General features: G+C 70.3%; 17 protein-coding genes. 6 read left to right on the forward strand and 11 right to left on the reverse strand.

The window, feature by feature from the left end:
* Positions 1-149: 149 nt before the first annotated feature.
* From merB to CVV72_RS41650, 5 genes are all read right to left on the reverse strand, one after another.
* Complete coding sequence (gene merB / locus CVV72_RS15790; protein ID WP_219153126.1) at positions 150-725, reverse strand: organomercurial lyase; 576 nt, start codon at positions 723-725, stop codon at positions 150-152.
* A gap of 339 nt (positions 726-1,064) precedes the next feature.
* On the reverse strand, positions 1,065-2,972 hold the full coding sequence (locus CVV72_RS15795) for an intein-containing Rv2578c family radical SAM protein (RefSeq protein ID WP_219153127.1): 1,908 nt from the start codon (positions 2,970-2,972) through the stop codon (positions 1,065-1,067).
* A gap of 90 nt (positions 2,973-3,062) precedes the next feature.
* A complete protein-coding gene (locus tag CVV72_RS15800; RefSeq protein WP_219153128.1) occupies positions 3,063-4,010 on the reverse strand; it encodes a sucrase ferredoxin in 948 nt (315 codons plus the stop codon).
* An 85-nt stretch (positions 4,011-4,095) separates the two neighbouring features.
* A complete protein-coding gene (locus CVV72_RS15805) occupies positions 4,096-5,277 on the reverse strand; it encodes a cupin domain-containing protein (RefSeq protein WP_219153129.1) in 1,182 nt (393 codons plus the stop codon).
* Positions 5,278-5,409, reverse strand: coding sequence for a hypothetical protein (locus CVV72_RS41650; protein WP_255632708.1), 132 nt, complete (start codon positions 5,407-5,409; stop codon positions 5,278-5,280).
* Positions 5,410-5,581: 172 nt separating this feature from the next.
* Here CVV72_RS41650 and crcB (CVV72_RS15810) point away from each other — a divergent pair, with 172 nt between their 5' ends.
* Entirely contained in the window at positions 5,582-5,992 is a 411-nt protein-coding gene (crcB, locus tag CVV72_RS15810) for a fluoride efflux transporter CrcB (protein WP_219153130.1), read from the forward strand.
* The gene (gene crcB / locus CVV72_RS15815; protein ID WP_219153131.1) at positions 5,989-6,363 is read left to right on the forward strand and encodes a fluoride efflux transporter CrcB; all 375 of its coding nucleotides are present in this window, start codon (positions 5,989-5,991) and stop codon (positions 6,361-6,363) included. The genes crcB (CVV72_RS15810) and crcB (CVV72_RS15815) overlap by 4 nt, the downstream gene beginning before the upstream one ends.
* Position 6,364: 1 nt before the next feature.
* Here crcB (CVV72_RS15815) and CVV72_RS15820 read toward each other — a convergent pair whose 3' ends face one another.
* Positions 6,365-6,790 carry a MarR family winged helix-turn-helix transcriptional regulator gene (locus tag CVV72_RS15820; RefSeq protein WP_126731640.1) on the reverse strand — a complete coding sequence of 142 codons (426 nt, stop codon included), beginning with the start codon at positions 6,788-6,790 and terminating at the stop codon, positions 6,365-6,367.
* Positions 6,791-6,877: 87 nt separating this feature from the next.
* On the opposite strand from CVV72_RS15820, the gene CVV72_RS15825 reads away from it, so the two are divergent.
* Complete coding sequence (locus tag CVV72_RS15825) at positions 6,878-7,954, forward strand: NAD(P)/FAD-dependent oxidoreductase (RefSeq protein ID WP_219153132.1); 1,077 nt, start codon at positions 6,878-6,880, stop codon at positions 7,952-7,954.
* 50 nt (positions 7,955-8,004) lie between these two features.
* On the opposite strand, the gene CVV72_RS15830 is transcribed toward CVV72_RS15825, so the two are convergent.
* Genes CVV72_RS15830 through CVV72_RS15840 form a run of 3 tightly spaced genes read right to left on the reverse strand, consistent with a single transcriptional unit; the run spans position 8,005 to position 11,950 of the window.
* Positions 8,005-8,955 (reverse strand): LLM class F420-dependent oxidoreductase, encoded by a 951-nt coding sequence (locus CVV72_RS15830; protein ID WP_219153133.1) that lies wholly within the window; start codon positions 8,953-8,955, stop codon positions 8,005-8,007.
* Entirely contained in the window at positions 8,952-11,075 is a 2,124-nt protein-coding gene (locus CVV72_RS15835) for a prolyl oligopeptidase family serine peptidase (protein WP_219153134.1), read from the reverse strand. Before CVV72_RS15835 ends, CVV72_RS15830 begins: the two co-directional genes overlap by 4 nt.
* 20 nt (positions 11,076-11,095) lie before the next feature.
* On the reverse strand, positions 11,096-11,950 hold the full coding sequence (locus tag CVV72_RS15840; protein ID WP_219153135.1) for a PPK2 family polyphosphate kinase: 855 nt from the start codon (positions 11,948-11,950) through the stop codon (positions 11,096-11,098).
* A gap of 156 nt (positions 11,951-12,106) precedes the next feature.
* On the opposite strand from CVV72_RS15840, the gene rocD reads away from it, so the two are divergent.
* Together rocD and CVV72_RS15850 are read left to right on the forward strand one after the other, a co-directional pair.
* Entirely contained in the window at positions 12,107-13,309 is a 1,203-nt protein-coding gene (gene rocD, locus CVV72_RS15845; protein ID WP_219153136.1) for an ornithine--oxo-acid transaminase, read from the forward strand.
* Between the two features lie 31 nt (positions 13,310-13,340).
* Positions 13,341-14,702, forward strand: a complete 1,362-nt coding sequence (locus CVV72_RS15850; RefSeq protein ID WP_125675151.1) for a DUF2252 domain-containing protein — start codon at positions 13,341-13,343, stop codon at positions 14,700-14,702.
* Positions 14,703-14,812: 110 nt separating this feature from the next.
* Here the strand turns inward: CVV72_RS15850 and CVV72_RS15855 are convergent, their stop codons facing one another.
* Positions 14,813-15,688 (reverse strand): FAD-dependent oxidoreductase, encoded by an 876-nt coding sequence (locus CVV72_RS15855; protein ID WP_219153137.1) that lies wholly within the window; start codon positions 15,686-15,688, stop codon positions 14,813-14,815.
* A gap of 70 nt (positions 15,689-15,758) precedes the next feature.
* Between CVV72_RS15855 and CVV72_RS15860 the strand changes: the two genes are divergently transcribed.
* Positions 15,759-16,367: a phosphatase PAP2 family protein gene (locus tag CVV72_RS15860; protein ID WP_219153138.1), complete on the forward strand. Its 609-nt coding sequence runs from the start codon at positions 15,759-15,761 to the stop codon at positions 16,365-16,367.
* On the opposite strand, the gene zapE is transcribed toward CVV72_RS15860, so the two are convergent.
* A complete protein-coding gene (gene zapE / locus CVV72_RS15865; protein WP_219153139.1) occupies positions 16,321-17,355 on the reverse strand; it encodes a cell division protein ZapE in 1,035 nt (344 codons plus the stop codon). The genes CVV72_RS15860 and zapE overlap by 47 nt on opposite strands.
* Positions 17,356-17,390: the final 35 nt, after the last annotated feature.

Below are 17,390 nucleotides of genomic sequence, written 5' to 3' on the forward strand. Positions count from 1 at the left end.
CTTGTCGGGAACGGGACCACAGGCGTGAACCCGCCCCGGCCGCAGGCTCCGCTATCGCGGTGGCAGGGCGCCTACACCGCCTTCGCGACCTGGAAGACCAGATCGCGCCCTGCCGACGTCGATCGCGGACGCGGGTTCACCCGAGAGACTCAGATCGTCGGCCAGGCCTCCAGCGCCGCGACCATCCGCCGGGTGTGCGCCAGGTAGTCCGGCACGGACAGGACCCGGCCGTCGATGTTCTCCAGCAGCCAGCCCGAGGCCGCCTCCCGCGACGCGAAGAACTGCGTGCAGACGAGCGCCTCGACGTAGTCCTGGCCGAGGGCGAGGTCGATACCGGGCAACCGCGACGCGGCGACCACGGCGTGCGGCGGGTCCACGCTCAAGACCCTTTCCCGGGTGAAGTGGACCCGGACGCGTGCCCCGGTCGCCGGGCAGACGGCGTCCGCGTGCACGGGTTCACCGGTGGCGACGGCCAGGAGGAACAGGTCGACGCGGTACCGGTCGGCACCCGCCCGTTCGGCCGGGCGCGAACCGCGGTCCATCACGACCAGACCGTCGCGGATGGCGAAACCCATCAGGTCCATCAGGCGGTGGGCTTCGGCGGGGTCCATGCCGACGGTGGCGGCGAGTCTTCCGATGGCGATGGGGTGTCTGCCCGCCCTGGTCAGCTTGGTCGCGGCCCAGGCGATGCGGACAGCGGCGGTGCGATCCGTACGGGTGGTCACCAGGCACCTCCTCGCCTTCGTCCTGTTGAGGTTAAGCACGAAAAGGTTTTCCGCCAAGTCACTGCGCCGAACGGCCGAATGCGTTGTGCGGTAAGAAAATTCACCATCCACACCGAGCAACGGCAAGGCGTTCTCCCCGATTGCGCGAAACGGAGCGCACTTTCGGCCGCGTGCGGCGAAAGTCGTCTCTGTCGCCGCAGGCCGGCCAGGAGCTTCCGGCGAGGTCGCGGAAGCCGCATTCGCACCGCCCAAGGTTGCGAAAGTGGCTTTCGCAACGCGCCATCGGCGCAGGTGAGGGCACCTCGGCGGACGGCGAGAGCCGCATGCCACAGGACCGCTTCACAGCAGTTTCAGTTGTTCCGCCGCCGGAATCACCACCTCCTCCGAGCGCTGCACGGGCATCGTCACCTGCATTCGTTCCCCGTCGTCCGCACGGGAACCGAAGCCGTGACGGCGCAGCAACGGGCCGACGCGGGCACCCAGCCGCTCCCGATAGGACTTCGGCAGATAGGCGCCGCGCGCGTACAGCTCGCGGTATTTCGGCACGAGTTCCGGATGTTCCCGGCCGAGCCAGCGCGCGAACCATTCCCGTGCGCCGGGCCGCAGATGCAACGGGAGCACGGTGACCCGCGTGGCACCCGCCTCGGCCAGCTTCGAGAACAAGGCGTCGAGTGCGTCCACCGAATCGGTCAGATACGGCAGCACCGGCGCGACCAGCACCGAACACGGCAACCCGGCGTCGCGTGCCTTGCGGATCAGGTCGAGCCTCGCCCGGGGGCTCGGCGTCCCCGGCTCGAGGCGGTGCTGCAGATCTTCGTCGAGCAGCGCGAGCGAGATCGCCAGCCCGGCGGGCACGTCCTTCGACACCGACTCCAGGAGCGGCAGATCCCTGGCCAGCACGGTCCCCTTGGTGAGGATCGACAGGGGCGTGCCCGAATCGGCCAGCGCGGTGATGATGCGCGGCATCAGCCTGTACCGGCCTTCGGCGCGCTGGTAGGGGTCGGTGTTCGTGCCCATCGCGACGTGCTCGCGGGCCCAGCTCGGCCGCCGCAGCTGCGCGGCCAGCACTTCGGGCGCGTTGACCTTCACGATCACCTGCGTGTCGAAGTCCCGTCCGGCGTCGAAATCCAGATACGTGTGGGTGTTCCGGGCGAAACAGTTGTGCGTGACCATGCCGTCGGCGATGAAGTCGCCGGTGCCGGTGGTGATGTCGAACAGCGGCAGTTCGATGCCCAGCGGTTCGATGGACGTGACCTTCCGCCTGGTCCGGCCGATCGCGAGGCCGTCGAGCGAGCGTTTCCAGCCGACGGCGGGATCGGCGAGGTGGAAGAACCGCACCTCCTCCGACGGCCCGCCGAGGAGCTGAACCGTCCACTGCGGACGGAACTTGACGTTTTCCGTTCTCACGTAACGGAAGCCGAAGTTACCCAGCGCGGCACAGAAGGTCGAGACGATGTCCTGCTCGTCATGCGTGACACGCAGCGCGCCGTGCCGGTACCCACCGGCGAGATCGAACAATCCGGCGAGGAATCCACGCTGCCAATGGGAATCCGGCGAGGGCGGAACCTGCACGAAGCCGACCGACGCGCCGAAATCGGGCAGGTACCGGAGTGCGCGATCCGCGGCGTCCTTCTCGGTCGAGAAGCCGCCGGAGCGGAGCATCCCGCACAGGTATCCGGCGCGGTAGCCGAGTGTGTCGTCCGGGGTGCGGGCGAGTTTCCCGACGCCGACGAGTTCGGTGCCGCCGACCAGATGCGGCCGCTGCGCGGCGCCGAACCGGGTGCCGGTGACGTGTTTCCACCCGCGCCCGGTCAGGAACCGGTGGTCGCCACTGGCCACGATGGACGTTCCGTCGTCGAGGGTCAGGCGGTACGCCGGCTTCAGCGTCGACCAGTGCGCGAGCACCTTCGTCGGCACCAGGCGGCGGCCCGCTCCTCGTCCGCGCGTCCCGTAGATCGCGTCACCGGGCGCGAGCTCCGCCAGCGCCTTGGTCCGGCCATCGGCCATCAGGACCGGAGTCGCGCCTTCGAGGCAGTACGTGCACGCGTGAGAACAACCGCGATACGGATTCACCGTCCATCCGAACGGGACACCCGACCCGTCGGGCACCTTGTTCAGCACCGATTTGGCGTGCACCTCGTGAAAGGTGACGCCGTCGAACTCGGGCGTGCGCACCGAACGCAGCAACCCGTCCAATCCGGGCAGGACCGGCTCGCCACCGTCCGCCCGCTGTCGATCCCATCGCACCCGGCCAGTCGAACACATGTTCTAGACAAGTGTCAAACAGATGTTCGAACGTGGGTGATCTTCGGCGCAACCAGTCGCCTACTTGCCCCGTCAGAGCTTCGTGATCTCCTCGGTCACGTACCCGGCGGGCTGGATCAGCCCCGCGCACCGGCTCTCCCCGCGCGGCGTCGCCGACCGGCGGCGTACCGTCACCGAGTAGAAGTCCTGGCCGCCGCGCACGGTGACGACCCGCGCGTCGGATTCGAGCAGCGGCTCCTCCTGGACGGCGAGTACGTCGTCGAGTCCGGGCAGGTCCAGCTGCCGCCGAAGCGCGATCTCCGCGAACTGCGCCCACGCCGTCCGGGCGGACGTCCGGCCGCGGAGCTGCTCCGGCTCGACCTGGCCACGCAAGGCGGCTTTGGCGACCAGCGCCGCTTCGGCCGGGTTGAGCTGGCCGTGCAGGAAGCCGTCGGGGACCACCAGGAGATTGCCCGCCCAGCGGTCGCCGCCGACGTGGCTGACCTCCCAGGTCCGGCCGGGGTGGTTCGTGTCGAGCGTCGAAGCCAGCGGCCTGCCGAGCACCGCGCAGCACATGTCCTTGGTGCCGTGCGTGCAGACCAGGAACAGCGGCCCGTCCACTCGGGTACCGAGCCCGCCGACGCCGTCCGCGACCGCTTCGAGGTCCAGCTCGGCCAGTTCGCTCAGGTCGCGGATCTCCAGGCGCTCCAGCCAGCGGTTGCCCGGCTCGCCTCCGCCGACGTAGACGGAGCGGGGGCGATCCGGGTCACGACGATGTTTGCCGGGGCGCCGGATCAGCAGCGGGCGGAGCCCGTGGGAACGTCTCAAATTCTCGAGCAGCTCACGACGCTCGGCGGGAAAGGCCTCGTCGAGGACGTTTTCCAGCGCGTCCGAGGGCCAGGGACCCGGCTGCTCGACGAGGAGCCAGCAGCGCATGTCCGCGGCGGTGCCGGCGGGGCTCGCGCCCAGCATGCGCGCGACGGTGGCGCAGCCCGGCAACGCGGCGGGCGGCGCTGAAGTGTCCGAGAGCTGAGCGGTCATCGGCCGACCGCTCCGGACTTCACCTTAGGCATGCCTTAGCTTACCCCGCCCGGCCCTCCTCCACACTTCTCGTCCCCTGTGACTTTCAGCCGATCGAGAGCAGCCCCTGCGTGGTGAGCTCGCCGAGGAAGGCCCGCACCGTCCCCCGATCGAGTTCGGACAGCTCGGCGAGTCGTTTGACCGCCTGCGGCGTGCCGTCGAGCAGCGCCTTCAGCAGCGGGGCCGCGGCGCCCGCGAAGACGAAACGTTTACCGTCCGCGAGCAGGGTCACCCGGCCGCCGCTCTCTTCGAGCACCGCCCTCGGCACGAGGAACCGGACCTCGGTCTCGTCACCGTCCGGCAGCAGGCCGGGGGTCGCCGCCCAGGGCAGCCCGACTCGCGGATGCGCGGAGGCCGCCGAATCGCGTTCGGCGAGGAACCTGCCGACGACGTCGCCGGTCAGCGCGGCTTCCAGCTCGGCCCGCAGCGCGGCGGCACGGGCCGCCCGCTCCTCGTCCGTCCCGAACCTCGGGAGGTCCTGACGGAACACGGTGCTCGCCCGGAGCTTGTCGGCGAGCCAGGACACCAGGTCGATCCCGGTTGCCGGGCTGAACCCGAGCGTAAGGTGCAGCGACATCTCCCCCACCGCGGTGACGTCGTGCCAGTGCCCGCGCGGAACGTAGAGGACGTCGCCGTCTTCGAGGATGAAGTCGTCGATCGGCTCGCCGGGCCGCTCGGGCTGCTCGACGTCGCGATGCAGCGGAGCGGGCCTGGTCGGGCCGTGCATCCGCCAGCGCTTGCGGCCGGCGACCTGGATGATGAACGCGTCGTGGTCGTCCCAGTGCACGTCGAAGCCGTGCGTCACGCCCCAGCCCGCGTACAGGTTGACCTGGACGCTCTCGCGGAGGTCGTGTTCGAGGCTTCTGGCGAGATCGCCGATCGGGTCGCTGAGTTCCTGGATGGCGTCGAGCACCATCGTCGCGCCGCCGCGGAGGTGCTCGGTGAACGGAGCGGCCAGCAGGCGGGGGACGGTGCCACTGCGGCGGGTGGGGACGAGATCGGTGTAGCTCTCCATGGGCACCGGGGTGCCGTCGAGCGCGAGGCGCAGCCGCGGGAACTCCAGGCGGTGCTGCCGGAGGATCGCGTTCAGCGCCGGCCATGGCAACAGGTCGGCGAACCGGCCCGCGCGGCCTTCGAAACGGCGGTAGGTCTCGCCCTGGACGTCTTGGAAGAACTGGCTGACCCCGAGCGGAGCCACGAGGTCAGCCAGCGTCGGCGTTTCGGGCACTCAGCCGTCGTTGCCGTCGTTGTCGGCGGCCGCGCCGTTGGCCTTCCCGCGGTCGACCGCGGCCGGGATCATCTCGACCTCCAGCAGCAAACCGCTGTCGGGAGCCTGCGTACCTGACTGTTCCTGTGCCATCCTGCCACCTTTTTCTCAGACGAGCGGACGGACCGAAAATCGGCCTGGAGCGCCGCCCAGCCTACGACACGCTTCGAGAAAATTCACTGTCCAGCAGGCAAAAACGGCCTTGTGAGCGATCTTCGACACCGCGGCGCCGGTTCACCCGGACAGCGGTTCTAAGCTGCCATTCATGGCTGATCCGGCATCCGTCCCCCGCCCGCGCTGGGACGTGCTCGCGGCCGTCGGCGCCGGTGGCGCGCTGGGCAGCCTCGCCCGCTACGGGCTCTCGGTCGCGATCCCTCATCCCCGGGGTCAGTTCGCGTTTTCCACCTTCGCCACCAACGTTTCCGGCTGCCTGCTGATCGGGATCCTGATGGCGTCGCTGACCGCGTCGGAAGATCCGCACCGGTTGCTGCGCCCCTTCCTCGGAGTCGGGACCCTGGGCGGTTACACGACGTTCTCGACCTACGCGACGGACACACTCGATCTTGTGACGGCCGGGCGCCCGTTCACCGGGTTGGCGTACGCGTTCGGAACGATGGCCGCGGCGCTGGTAGCCGTCTACGCCGGGCACGAGATCACCCGCGCGGTGAAGAAATGACCTTCCTCTTCGTCGCACTCGGTGGCGGTTTCGGTGCGATCGCCCGTTTTCTGACCGATCTTCGGCTGCGCGCGCGGTGGGGCGCGGCCTTCCCGTGGGGCACGCTGGCGGTCAACATCACAGGCTCGGTGATCCTCGGCGTGCTGACCGGCTGGGCGCTGCACGGCGGCCAGCCGGACGGCGTCCGCTCGCTGGTGGCCGTCGGCTTCTGCGGTGGACTCACCACTTTTTCGACCTTCGGCTACGAAACGCTGCGCCTCTTCACCGAGAAGACGCGCCCTCGGGCCGCGCTGAACGTCGGCGTGACCATGGCCGCCGGGATCGGCGCCGCGGCGGCCGGACTCCTGCTCGCCGCCGCCGTCTGGCACTGACTCAGGCTTCGGGCGCCATCCGCCACGCCGCGGCCGCGACCGCCTCGCGCTGTTCGGCCGGGAGGTCCGCCGCCATCTCCTCCAGTTTTTCGACGACGCCTTCGTGCGCGGCGTTCGCGAGCCGGAGCCCCTCTTCCGTCAGCGTGATCTTCAGCGCGCGGCGATCGCCGGAATCCGCGACCCGCTCGACGAGCGCGCGCCGCTGCACGCGATCCACCAGGCCGGTGACGCTGGACTTCTCCAGGTTCAGCATCTTGCCGAGGTCGGTCATCCCGACGCCCGTCTCCCCCTGCGCCAGCACGCAGAGCAGCTGGGCCTGCTGCGGCGTCAGGTCGTGGGACCGGCCGACGTCGATGAAAGCCCGCTGCACGAGGTGGGAGAGCCGCACCAGCGCCGTCGCGAATCCGAGGTCTTCGGCCGTGGTCATGAGCTAAGTCTACTTGACGATCGTTCGGAGTACGAACTACTGTAGTTCGCAGTACCAACATTCCGTACTGCGAACTAGGGGAAACTCATGACCACGACCGTGGCCGTCATCGGCGGGGGATACGGCGGCACGACCGTCGCCAAGGAGCTGGACTCGTTCACCGACGTCGTGCTCGTCGAGCCGCGCGAGGACTTCGTCCACCACGTCGCCGCGTTGCGGGGGCTCGTCGATCCCGAATGGACGGATCGGCTCTTCTACCCGTACGCCCGGCTCCTCAAGCGGGGTCGGGTGCTCCGCGACCGCGCGGTGAGCGTGGACCAGGACGGCGTCACGCTGGCGTCGGGTGAACGGCTCACACCGGACTACGTCGTGCTGGCGACCGGTTCGGCGTACCCGTTCCCGGCGAAGATCGATTTCCACGACAGCGCTTCGGCGAAGGCGAAGATCCGTGCCACCCGGGAGGAACTCGCGGGCGCGGAGAAGGTGCTGCTGCTCGGCGCGGGCCCGGTGGGCCTCGAACTGGCGGGCGAGATCAAGGCGGTGTGGCCCGAGAAGGTCGTGACGATCGTCGACCCGGCGAAGGAGATCCTGCCCGGCTTCCCGGAGGAATTCCGCGCGGAGATCCGCCGTCAGCTCGACGGGCTGGGCGTCGAGCTTCTGCTCGGCACCTCGCTGACCGAGCCGCCGGTCTCGGAACCGGGGCAGGCCAAGACGTTCACCTCGGAACTCACCGGCGGCGGCGAGGTGACCGCCGACCTGTGGTTCCAGTGCTACGGAGGTGCGCCGCACACCGCGTACCTCGACGGCGAACTGGCCGCCGCGCGGCGGGCGGACGGGCAGGTGGAGGTGACTCCCGAACTGCGGCTACCGGGCCGTCCCGGGGTGTTCGCGCTCGGCGACATCACCGCGTTGCCGGAGGGGAAGCTGGCGAAGGTGGCCGGTGACCACGCCGAGGTCGTCGTGGCCAACATCCGGGCGCTGATCGAAGGCGGCGAGCTGCGCGCGCACACGCCGGGCGGGCCGATGATCTCGTTGCCGCTCGGGCCTTCCGGGGGCGCGACCTACGCCGAGGAGGTCGGGATCCTGGACGCGGCGACCACGTCGGAGATCAAGGGGTCGCACATGATGGCTTCGCGGTTCGACGAGCTGTTCGGGCAGGCGTAGCGCTCGTGAGTGGTAAGGACGGTTAGAACCGTCCTTACCACTCACGAGGCTTAACGCGGAGCGAGACCCCGCACGTGCGCGAACGGGTCCTCCCCCGTCGGCAGCAGCGCGATGATCGGCGTCGTCAGCCCGTTGTCCACATAGGACTGCACCTGCTCGCGGCAGGAGTCGAGGCTGCCGTGGACGATCAGGTCGTCGACGACCTCGTCCGGGATGACCTGGTTCGCCTTCTGCCGCTCGCCCGCGGCCCACGCCTCGTGCATCGGCGCGAGCGCGTCGCCGCGGCCGAGCCATTCGTGGAACGCCGCGTAGACCGGCACGGTCAGGTAGCTGGAGATGAGCATCCGGCCGAGCCCGCGCGCGGCGGCCTTGTCCTCGGTGGGGCAGACGAAGATCCGCGCGGCCAGTTCGACGTCCGGCCCGATCTCCGCACGGACCTTGGGCACGTCGGAGGCGGCGAGCCAGTTGGTGATGGCGCCGTCCGCCTCCTTCGCGGCCAGCCGCAGCATCCCCGGCCGCAGCGCGGCGAGCATGATCGACGGCGGCGGGTCGGTGGGCCGCTCCAGCCGGAACTTGCTGACGGAGAACGACTCGTACTCCTCGGTGACCTTCTCCCCCGCCAGCGCCGACCGCAGGAACCGCAGGGTGTCCCGCGAACGCGCGAACGGCGCTTCGAACTCGGCGGCGTTCCAGTTCTTCACGATCACCGGCGACGACGCGCCGATGCCGAGCACGAACCGGCCGGGCGCCAGTTCCGCGACGGTCGCCGCGCTCATCGCCAGCAGCCCGGGTCCGCGCGTGTACACCGGCACGATCGCGGTGCCCAGCCGCAGCTGCGGCGCCCACTGCGAGGCCAGCACCAGCGGAGTGAAGGCGTCGTGGCCCGCGGTCTCGGCCGACCACGCGTCGGTGTAGCCGAGATCCGGCAGCTCCCGCACCATCTCCTCGTGCGCCGCGAGCGGCACCCCGGTCAGCGGAATGGTGATGCCCCACCGTTTCATGCGTTCTCCTCGCTCTTGACCGCGGCACCGGACAGCTCACGCACGATCCAGTCCACCTGCGTGCGCATCAGGTTCTCCGCGACCTCTTCGGCTTGCGGCGTCATATGCGTCGCGCCGGCCAGCGGCAGGAACACGTGCGCGCGTCCCTTGGCCAGCAAGGCCGACGACAGGCGCAACGAGTGGGCGACGAAAACGTTGTCGTCGGCCAGCCCGTGCACGATCAGCAGTGCCCGCGAGAGGTCGCCGGCGCCGGCGATCAGCGAGTTGTGCTCGTACGAAGCCGTTTCCTCCTGCGGAAGCCCGAGGTAACGCTCGGTGTAGTGCGTGTCGTACAACGACCAGTCGGTCACCGGGGCGCCCGCGACCCCGGCGTGGAAGACGTCCGGGCGGCGCAGCACGGCCAGCGCGGACAGGTAGCCGCCGTAGGACCAGCCGCGGATCGCGACCCGTTCCAGATCGAGTTCCGGATGGAGCGCGGCCGCCGCGTGCAGGGCGTCGACCTGGTCGGCGAGGGTGACGTCGGCGAGCTTGCCCGCGATCTCCTTCTCCCAGGCCGCACCCCGGCCGGGTGTCCCGCGCCCGTCGGCGACCAGCACCGCGAAGCCCTGGTCCGCGAGCCACTGCGGGGTCAGGAAGGCGTTGCGGGTCTGCAGGACACGCTGGGCGTGCGGGCCGCCGTACGGGTCGAGCAGCACCGGGAGCCTGCCCTCGCTCTCCTCGTATCCGGTCGGCAGCACCAGCGCGGCGCGCAGGCCCCGCTCCCCCAGCGTCAGCCAGGTCAGGTTCGGCACGACGTCGGGGTCGACGGTGAAGGAACCGATGCGTGCCACCGTCTTATCGCCGGACACGACGGTCACCACCGGGCCGCTGCGCTCCAGGGTCCACGACGAGAGCACGGTCAGCGAGGCGTTCCCGGAGCCGACGTGCACACCGTCCTCAGTGGACAGACGGCGGAGCTCGCCACCCTCCGTGCGGAAGACGTGGATCTGCGTCGGATCCGCCTCCGACGCGCTGAACAGCACCTCGTCGCCGACGTGCAGGATCGACCGCACCTGCAGCCCCGGCGGGGTGAGGGCGACCCCGTCGACGACCAGCCGGTGGTCGCCGTCGGCGGCGCTCTCGCGGACCAGGCGGCCGTCGGTGGTCCACGCCGGGACGCCCGCGGCGAGCTCGACCCAGTGCTCGTCGGTCTCGGTGTGCAGCACCTCGACGGCGCCGGTCGCCGGGTCGACCGCCTGGATCTCCAGCTTCCGCTGGTCACGCGACTGCACGGACAGCAGCGGCTTGCCCGCGGCGGACCAGTGCACCGCGGCAAGGTACTCCCAATCGGTCTTCTCGACATCGACTCGGGAGCCGTCGAGGCCGAGGACCGCCAGCGTCACGTCCGCGTTGGTGGTGCCCGCCGCCGGATACGCGACGACGTTCGCCGCCGACTGCGGGTTCGCCGGATCGGCGATCGTCCAGCGTGGTACGGCGGCCCGGTCCGAGCGCTCGGCCAGGAGGCTCTTCCCGTCCGGCGACCACCAGTAGCCGCGGGTGCGGCCCATCTCCTCGGCCGCGATGAACTCCGCGAGCCCCCAGGCTATGTCTTCACCGGCGTCACCCGCCTCTTCTACGAGCAGCCGGTCCTCGCCGGTCGCCCGGTCGATCACCCGCAGGCGCCGGTCGCGGACGTAGGCGACGTGCGTGCCGTCCGGGCTGGGCCGCGGGTCGACGACCGAGCCGTCGACCAGCACCGACACCGCTCCGGTGGCCAGGTCGAGAGTGTGGAGCTTGCCCGAGAGCGAGAACGCGGCGACGGTGAAGGCGTCGTCGACCGCGTAGCCGACCACGCCGCCACCGGTCTCCCGGCTGCGCTCGCGGCGGGCACGCTCTTCCGGCGGAAGGTCCTCTTCACCGGGCAGCAGCTCGGCGGCGTCGACCAGCTTCGTCTCCTCGCCCGACGCGACGTCGAACGACCACAGGCTGTGCCGGGGGTCGGTGCCGGACTCGGACCGCAGGAACAGGATGCGGGAACCGTCCGGGGCGACCTTGAACTCTTTCGGCGCGCCGAGGGTGAAGCGCTGGGTGCGGGCCTGACGGCGGAGGAACGGGAGATCTTCGAGGCTGGTGTCGGTCACCTCCGCACTCTCTCAGACGCTCAAGCCGGTACGCCAACGCCTTCCAGCTTCTCGATCTCCGTCTCGGGATCGAAACCGGCAGGCGGGAACTTCGGGTCCATCCCCTCGATCGTCTCGATCAGAAGCCGCGCGACCAGCCAGTTGCGGTACCACTTGCGATCGGCCGGGACGGCGTACCAGGGCGCGGCCGCCGTGGAGGTCTTGGCGAAGATGTCGGCGTACGCCTTCTGGTAGTCGTTCCACTGGGCGCGCGCGTCGAGGTCGGCGGGGTTGTACTTCCACCACTTCGCCGGATTCTCCAGCCTCGCCCTGAGGCGCTTCAGCTGCTCTTCCGGCGAGATGTCGAGGAAGACCTTCACGATCGTCGTGCCGGCGTCGGTCAGCTCCTTTTCGAACGCGTTGATCTCGGCGTAGCGCTTGCGCCATTCCGCCGCGGGCACCAGCTTCTGCACGCGCGGGACCAGGATGTCCTCGTAGTGGGAGCGGTCGAAGACGCCGACCTGCCCCGGCACCGGTAGCTGCTTGCGGATCCGCCACAGGAAGTGATGACGCCGCTCGGTCGCGGTCGGCTTCTTGAACCCCGCGTACCGCACGCCCATCGGGTTGACCAGGCCGAGGACGTGGCCGACGGTGCCGCCCTTGCCGGAGGTGTCCATTCCCTGCAGGACCAGCAGGACACTGCGGTTCCCGCCGCCGACGCCCTCCGCGTACAGCGCCTCCTGCAACTCGGCGAGCCTGCCGCCGGCGTCGGCGAGGTCTTTGAGCCCCTTGGGCTTCTTCGTCGGCCCGATCGGGAACGAGCCGGGATGGTGCCGCTCGGTGCCCTTGCCGATCCTCAGCGTGTCGCGGACGGAGACGGGGTCCTTTTTCGCCATCCGGCGACGATAACCGCGCTCCGGGCGCCGCGCCTCCGGTGATCAAGTACGCCGATGCACGATTTCGCCACCCGAAGGAGTCGATACGCAATGAACAACGGGTCAAAGCAACGTTTCCCGGATGAAAGCAGCCGGATGGACATCTAACCTGAACGCATGACGACCGCCGACTTCATCGCGCTCGACGAGCAGTGGAGCACGCACAACTACCACCCGCTCCCGGTGGTGATCGCCACCGCCGAAGGAGCCTCGGTCACCGACGTCGAGGGCAAGACCTACCTCGACTTCCTCTCCGGCTACTCCGCGCTGAACTTCGGGCACCGCCACCCCGGGCTCATCGCCGCCGCGATCGAGCAGTTCGGCCGGGTGACGCTGACCTCGCGCGCCTTCCACCACGACCAGCTCGGGCTGTTCTGCCGGGAGCTCGCCGAGCTGACCGGCACCGAGATGACCCTGCCGATGAACTCCGGCGCGGAAGCCGTCGAGTCGGCGGTGAAGATCGCCAGGAAGTGGGCGTACCGGGTCAAGGGCGTCCCCGACGGGCAGGCGGAGATCGTCGTCGCCGGGTCCAACTTCCACGGCCGCACGACGACCATCGTGTCCTTCTCCACCGACGAGACCGCGCGCGCCGACTTCGGCCCGTTCACCCCGGGCTTCGTCACCGTCAAGTACGGCGACGCCGAAGCGCTGCGCGACGCCATCACCGAGCGCACCGCCGCGATCCTGCTGGAGCCGGTGCAGGGCGAGGCCGGCGTGATCGTCCCGCCCGCCGGCTACTTCGCCGAAGCCCGCCGGCTGTGCGACGAGCACAACGTCCTGCTGATCGCCGACGAGATCCAGTCCGGTCTCGCCCGCACCGGCACCGTCCTCGCACTCGACCACGAAGGCGTCCGCGCCGACGTCTACACGCTCGGCAAGGCGCTCGGCGGCGGGATCATGCCGGTGTCGGCCGTGGTCGGCGGCAAGGACGTGCTCGGTGTGCTGCGGCCGGGTGAACACGGCTCCACCTTCGGCGGGAACCCGGTCGCCTGCGCGATCGGGCGGGCCGTGGTCGGGCTGCTGAAGACCGGAGAGTTCCAGGAGCGCTCGCGGGAACTGGGCGCTCACCTGCACTCGCGGCTCGGCGAACTGGTCGGCAACGGGCTCGCCGAGGTCCGCGGGCGGGGGCTCTGGGCGGGGATCGACATCGCGCCCGGCGGGCCGACCGGCCGCGAGGCGTCCACCGCGCTGGCCGAACGCGGCGTCCTGTGCAAGGAGACCCACGACCACACGCTGCGGATCGCGCCGCCGCTGGTGATCAGCCGCGAGGAGCTCGACCGCGGTATCGACGCCATCACGGAGGTCGTCAAGACCCGGTGAACCTTTCGGACGGGCTGTACGTTGCCTGTCCATGGGAGACGAGCGGGAGTGGGTGGAGCGGCCGCTGGTCGGCACCGAATCGGTGTCGCCGGAGGACTGGTTCGCGAGGGGTAAGGCACTGCGGGACGAGGCACCCTCGTCCGCGCACGACCACGCGGCGGCGGGCGAGGGACGGCCCAGCGTGGCGGAGTTCTTCGCGCGCACCAACGAAGGCCGCCTGCCCGAACTGGTGGAACTGCGGCGCGAGCGCATGCTCGCGTCGCCGTTCACCTTCTACCGCGGTGCCGCCGGGCTGATGGCCGCCGATCTGGCGGGTTCGCCGTCGTCCGGGCTGACCGCGCAGCTCTGCGGCGACGCGCACGCCGCCAACTTCGGGCTGTACGGCACACCCGAAGGCCAGATCGTCATGGACATCAACGACTTCGACGAATCCGTGCCGGGCCCGTGGGAGTGGGACCTCAAACGGCTCGCGGCGAGTCTCGTCCTCGCCGGGCGCGAGGGCGGCATCGGGGAAGCGGGCTGCCGGGAAGCCGCCGAGGACGCGGTGAAGTCGTACCGGCGCACCATCCGGGGGCTGGCGGAGCTGCCGTTCCTCCGGTCGTGGAACGCGCTGCCGGACGCGTCGGTGCTGAGCAAGGTCAAGGCGCACGACCTGATCGACGACTTCGAGGAAGCGGCGGAGAAGGCGCGGAAGAACACCAGCGCCAAGGTCACCGCGAAGTGGACCAGGCGGATCGACGACCACGAGACCGGCCTCGAACGGCACCGGTTCGTCGAGGACCCACCGGTGCTCACGCACGTCGACGACGCGACCGCCGAAGCCGTCGTGACCGGCCTGGTGTCCTATGTGGACACGCTGCGCGAGTCGCGGCGGACACTGATCTCGCGGTACCGGGTGTCCGATGTGGCCTTCCGGGTGGTCGGCACCGGCAGTGTCGGGCTGCGCAGCTACGTGGCGCTGCTGCACGGGAACTCCGGTGAAGACCTTGTCCTGCAAGTGAAACAGGCCATCCCGTCGGCGCTCGCGCCGTTCCTCGGCCTGCCCGCCCCGGAGCACGAGGGGCGGCGGATCGTCGAGGGCGCACGGCTCGTGCAGGCCGAGACGGACATCCTGCTCGGCTGGACGACCATCGACGGCGTGCCGTACATCGTGCGGCAGTTCCGGAACCTCAAGGGCGACATCGATCCGGCGGAGCTGAAGAAGGACCACCTCGACGACTACGGCCGGCTGGCCGGCGCGTTGTTGGCGCGGGCACACGCGCGGTCACTGCATCCGCGGATGCTGGCGGGCTACTTCGAAGACGACGAAGACCTCGACGAGGCCATCGGGGCCTACGCGGTGCGCTACGCGGATCAGACCGAAGCGGACTTCGCCGCCTTCGCCGCCCTCTGACCCCCGCCGCAATTAGTCACCTACTTGCGCCCGGTGCGGTACGGCGCAAGTCCGTGAAGGCCTCCTTGAGGGACTCTGGGTCCCTCAAGGAGGCCTTCACGGACAGCGGTTCACACCAGGGCCAGGACGTCGTCCGCGCAGCCCCACGCCACCGTGATCCCCGCGCCCCCGTGCCCGTAGCAGTGCACGACCCGGCCGTCCCGGTCCAGCCGCACTTCGGGCCGGAACGGCCGCAGGCCGACCTTCGCGCCCAGCACGGGCGCGTCGGCCAGCGCGGGCACGAGTTCCCGGCACCGGCGCACGATGTCGGCGGTCACGCCGGGGTCCGGTTCGACCGAATCGCGGCCGGGCTCCTGCGTGCCACCGCAGACGACGTGGCGGCCGTGCGGGATCACGTGCCGCAGCACCGGCGTCGAGCCGTCGACGATCCATTCGGTCAGCCCCGGATCGGCGAGGTGGACGACCTGGCCGCCGACCGGCACCACCGTGCCGTCGCCCGCCAGCCGTCCCCCGCCGAGCCCGGCGGCGTTCACCACGAGATCCGCGTCGAGGTCGGCCAACCGCGACACGGTGCGGTACTCGGTCCGCACGCCCAGCGCGGCGACCTCACCGGCGAGCCAGTCGAGGTACACCGGGGTGTCGACGAGCGCGGTGGTGAAGGTGAGCCGTCCGGGTTCGTGATCGAGGCCGGGCATGGACAGCGCCCACGACGGCAGCGCCGCCTCACGCGGGACGACGTACGTCCCCCGGAGCATGCGGACGCCGGGGGCACCGAGGGTGCGGTACTCCTCGACGCTCGTCGTGGTCCAGCGGTCGACCCGGTCGGAGTTCGCCGCCAGCGGCGGGAACAGCACGCCACCCGCGACCGCCGACGTCGTCTCCCCCGGACCGGCGTCGGTGACCACCGTGACGTCGTGCCCGGCCCCCGCCAGCCGGTGCGCGCAGCTCAGCCCGATCACCCCGCCGCCGACCACACTGATCCGCATCGAAAGCCCCCTTCGTCTTCGCGAGCCGTCCTTGCATGGTGACTGATCGCCCGTCACGTAATCTCGCCGGATGAGCGGAAGAGCGCCGTACGGGCTGGTCGCGGTGACGTGTGCCGTGATCATGGTCGTGCTCGGGGTGCTGGTCTCCGGCGGAGGTGTCGCCGGTCCGGACGAACTCGCCGTGCGCTGGGTGGAGCGCGCCTTCGGCCCCGACACCGACCTGCTGCGGCTACTGGTGCTGCCGACCGAGGCCTACGTCCTGATCCCGGTCGCGATTCTCACCGCCGTCCTCTGCCTGATCGGACGCCGCAGGCTCGAAGCGGCGCTGATGATCGTCGGCCCGCTCATCGCGATCCTCGCGAACACCTGGGTGCTCAAACCGCTCTTCGGCCGCTGGAAGTACACCTACCTCGCCTACCCGAGCGGGCACACCGTCGCGCTGGTCGCCGTGCTGACGGTACTCGTCCTGCTCGCCCGCCCCGGCGTCGCGACGGCGGTCATCTCGACGGTGGGCGCCGTGGTGCTCTGCGGGGTCACGATCGGCATGCTCGGCCTCGGCTACCACTACCTGACCGACGTCGTGGGCGGCGCGCTGTTCGCCGTCGCGACCGTGTGCGCGACGTGGGTGCTGCTCAGCTGGGCTGCACGGCGTCGCGCGCCAGAGCCGTCAGACGGCTGACCGCGCGCAGGTACTTCTTGCGGTAGCCGCCGTTCACCATCTCCTCGGTGAACAGCTCCGGCACCGGCTCACCGGAGACCACCAGCGGGATCGCGCGGTCGTAGAGCCGGTCGGCGAAGGCGACCATCCGCAGTCCGACGTTCTGGTCGGGCACCGGGTGGATGCCGCGCAGGTGCACCCGGGTCACGCCGTCGAGAAGCCTGCCGTAGCGCGAAGGGTGCAGGCCACCCAGGTGTTCGCACAACGCGTCGAAATCGTCCACAGTGGACTCGGGATGCGCCGCGGCGGAGGCTTCCAGTTCCTCGGGGCTCGCGGGCGGTGGCGCGTCCGGCAGGCCCCGGTGGCGATAGTCCGGGCCGTCGACGCGGCAGACGCCGAACCGGGCGGACAGCGACTGGATCTCGCGCAGGAAGTCCGCGGCGGCGAACCGGCCCTCACCGAGTTTGTCCGGCAGCGTGTTGGACGTCGCCGCCACGAACACCCCCGCCGAGATCAGCTCCTGCAGCAGCCGCGTGACGAGCATGGTGTCACCGGGGTCGTCGAGCTCGAACTCGTCGATCGCGAGGAACCGGTGTTCGGACAGCCGCCGCACCGCCTCGGCGAAACCCAGCGCGCCGACGAGGTGGGTCAGCTCCACGAACGTCCCGTACGCCTTGGGCGACGGAGTCTCGTGCCAGGTCGAGGCGAGCAGGTGGGTCTTGCCGACGCCGAATCCGCCGTCGAGATAAAGCCCCATCGGCCCGGACGGCGCCTCGTCCCCACCGCCGAAGAGCGCGCGCAGCTTCGACTTCGGCTTCCGCCGCGAGGCTTCCGCCACGCGCTTCGCGAACGCGCCGCACGTGACGACGGCTTCGGCTTGGCTCGGCTCGTCCGGGTTGGGCACGTACGTGGAGAACCGGACCGCGTCGAACCTCGGCGGCGGGACGAGCGCGGTGATCAGCTCGTCGGCGGACAGCTCCGGACGGCGATCGATCAGGCGGGCGGGCATTCGCCGAGCGTAACGGCACCGGCGTGGCGGGTTCA

The sequence above is a fragment of the Amycolatopsis sp. TNS106 genome (assembly GCF_019330265.1).
GTDB lineage: Bacteria > Actinomycetota > Actinomycetes > Mycobacteriales > Pseudonocardiaceae > Amycolatopsis > Amycolatopsis lurida.

Coding starts and splice junctions, on each gene's coding strand:
- CVV72_RS15840 (WP_219153135.1), bottom strand. CDS start 11,950: ATGGCGAAAAAGGACCCCGTCTCCGTCCGCGACACGCTGAGGATCGGC.
- CVV72_RS41650 (WP_255632708.1), bottom strand. CDS start 5,409: ATGGCACAGGAACAGTCAGGTACGCAGGCTCCCGACAGCGGTTTGCTG.
- crcB (WP_219153130.1), top strand. CDS start 5,582: ATGGCTGATCCGGCATCCGTCCCCCGCCCGCGCTGGGACGTGCTCGCG.
- CVV72_RS15800 (WP_219153128.1), bottom strand. CDS start 4,010: ATGACCGCTCAGCTCTCGGACACTTCAGCGCCGCCCGCCGCGTTGCCG.
- zapE (WP_219153139.1), bottom strand. CDS start 17,355: ATGCCCGCCCGCCTGATCGATCGCCGTCCGGAGCTGTCCGCCGACGAG.
- crcB (WP_219153131.1), top strand. CDS start 5,989: ATGACCTTCCTCTTCGTCGCACTCGGTGGCGGTTTCGGTGCGATCGCC.
- CVV72_RS15855 (WP_219153137.1), bottom strand. CDS start 15,688: ATGCGGATCAGTGTGGTCGGCGGCGGGGTGATCGGGCTGAGCTGCGCG.
- CVV72_RS15830 (WP_219153133.1), bottom strand. CDS start 8,955: ATGAAACGGTGGGGCATCACCATTCCGCTGACCGGGGTGCCGCTCGCG.
- CVV72_RS15850 (WP_125675151.1), top strand. CDS start 13,341: ATGGGAGACGAGCGGGAGTGGGTGGAGCGGCCGCTGGTCGGCACCGAA.
- rocD (WP_219153136.1), top strand. CDS start 12,107: ATGACGACCGCCGACTTCATCGCGCTCGACGAGCAGTGGAGCACGCAC.
- CVV72_RS15860 (WP_219153138.1), top strand. CDS start 15,759: ATGAGCGGAAGAGCGCCGTACGGGCTGGTCGCGGTGACGTGTGCCGTG.
- CVV72_RS15820 (WP_126731640.1), bottom strand. CDS start 6,790: ATGACCACGGCCGAAGACCTCGGATTCGCGACGGCGCTGGTGCGGCTC.
- CVV72_RS15825 (WP_219153132.1), top strand. CDS start 6,878: ATGACCACGACCGTGGCCGTCATCGGCGGGGGATACGGCGGCACGACC.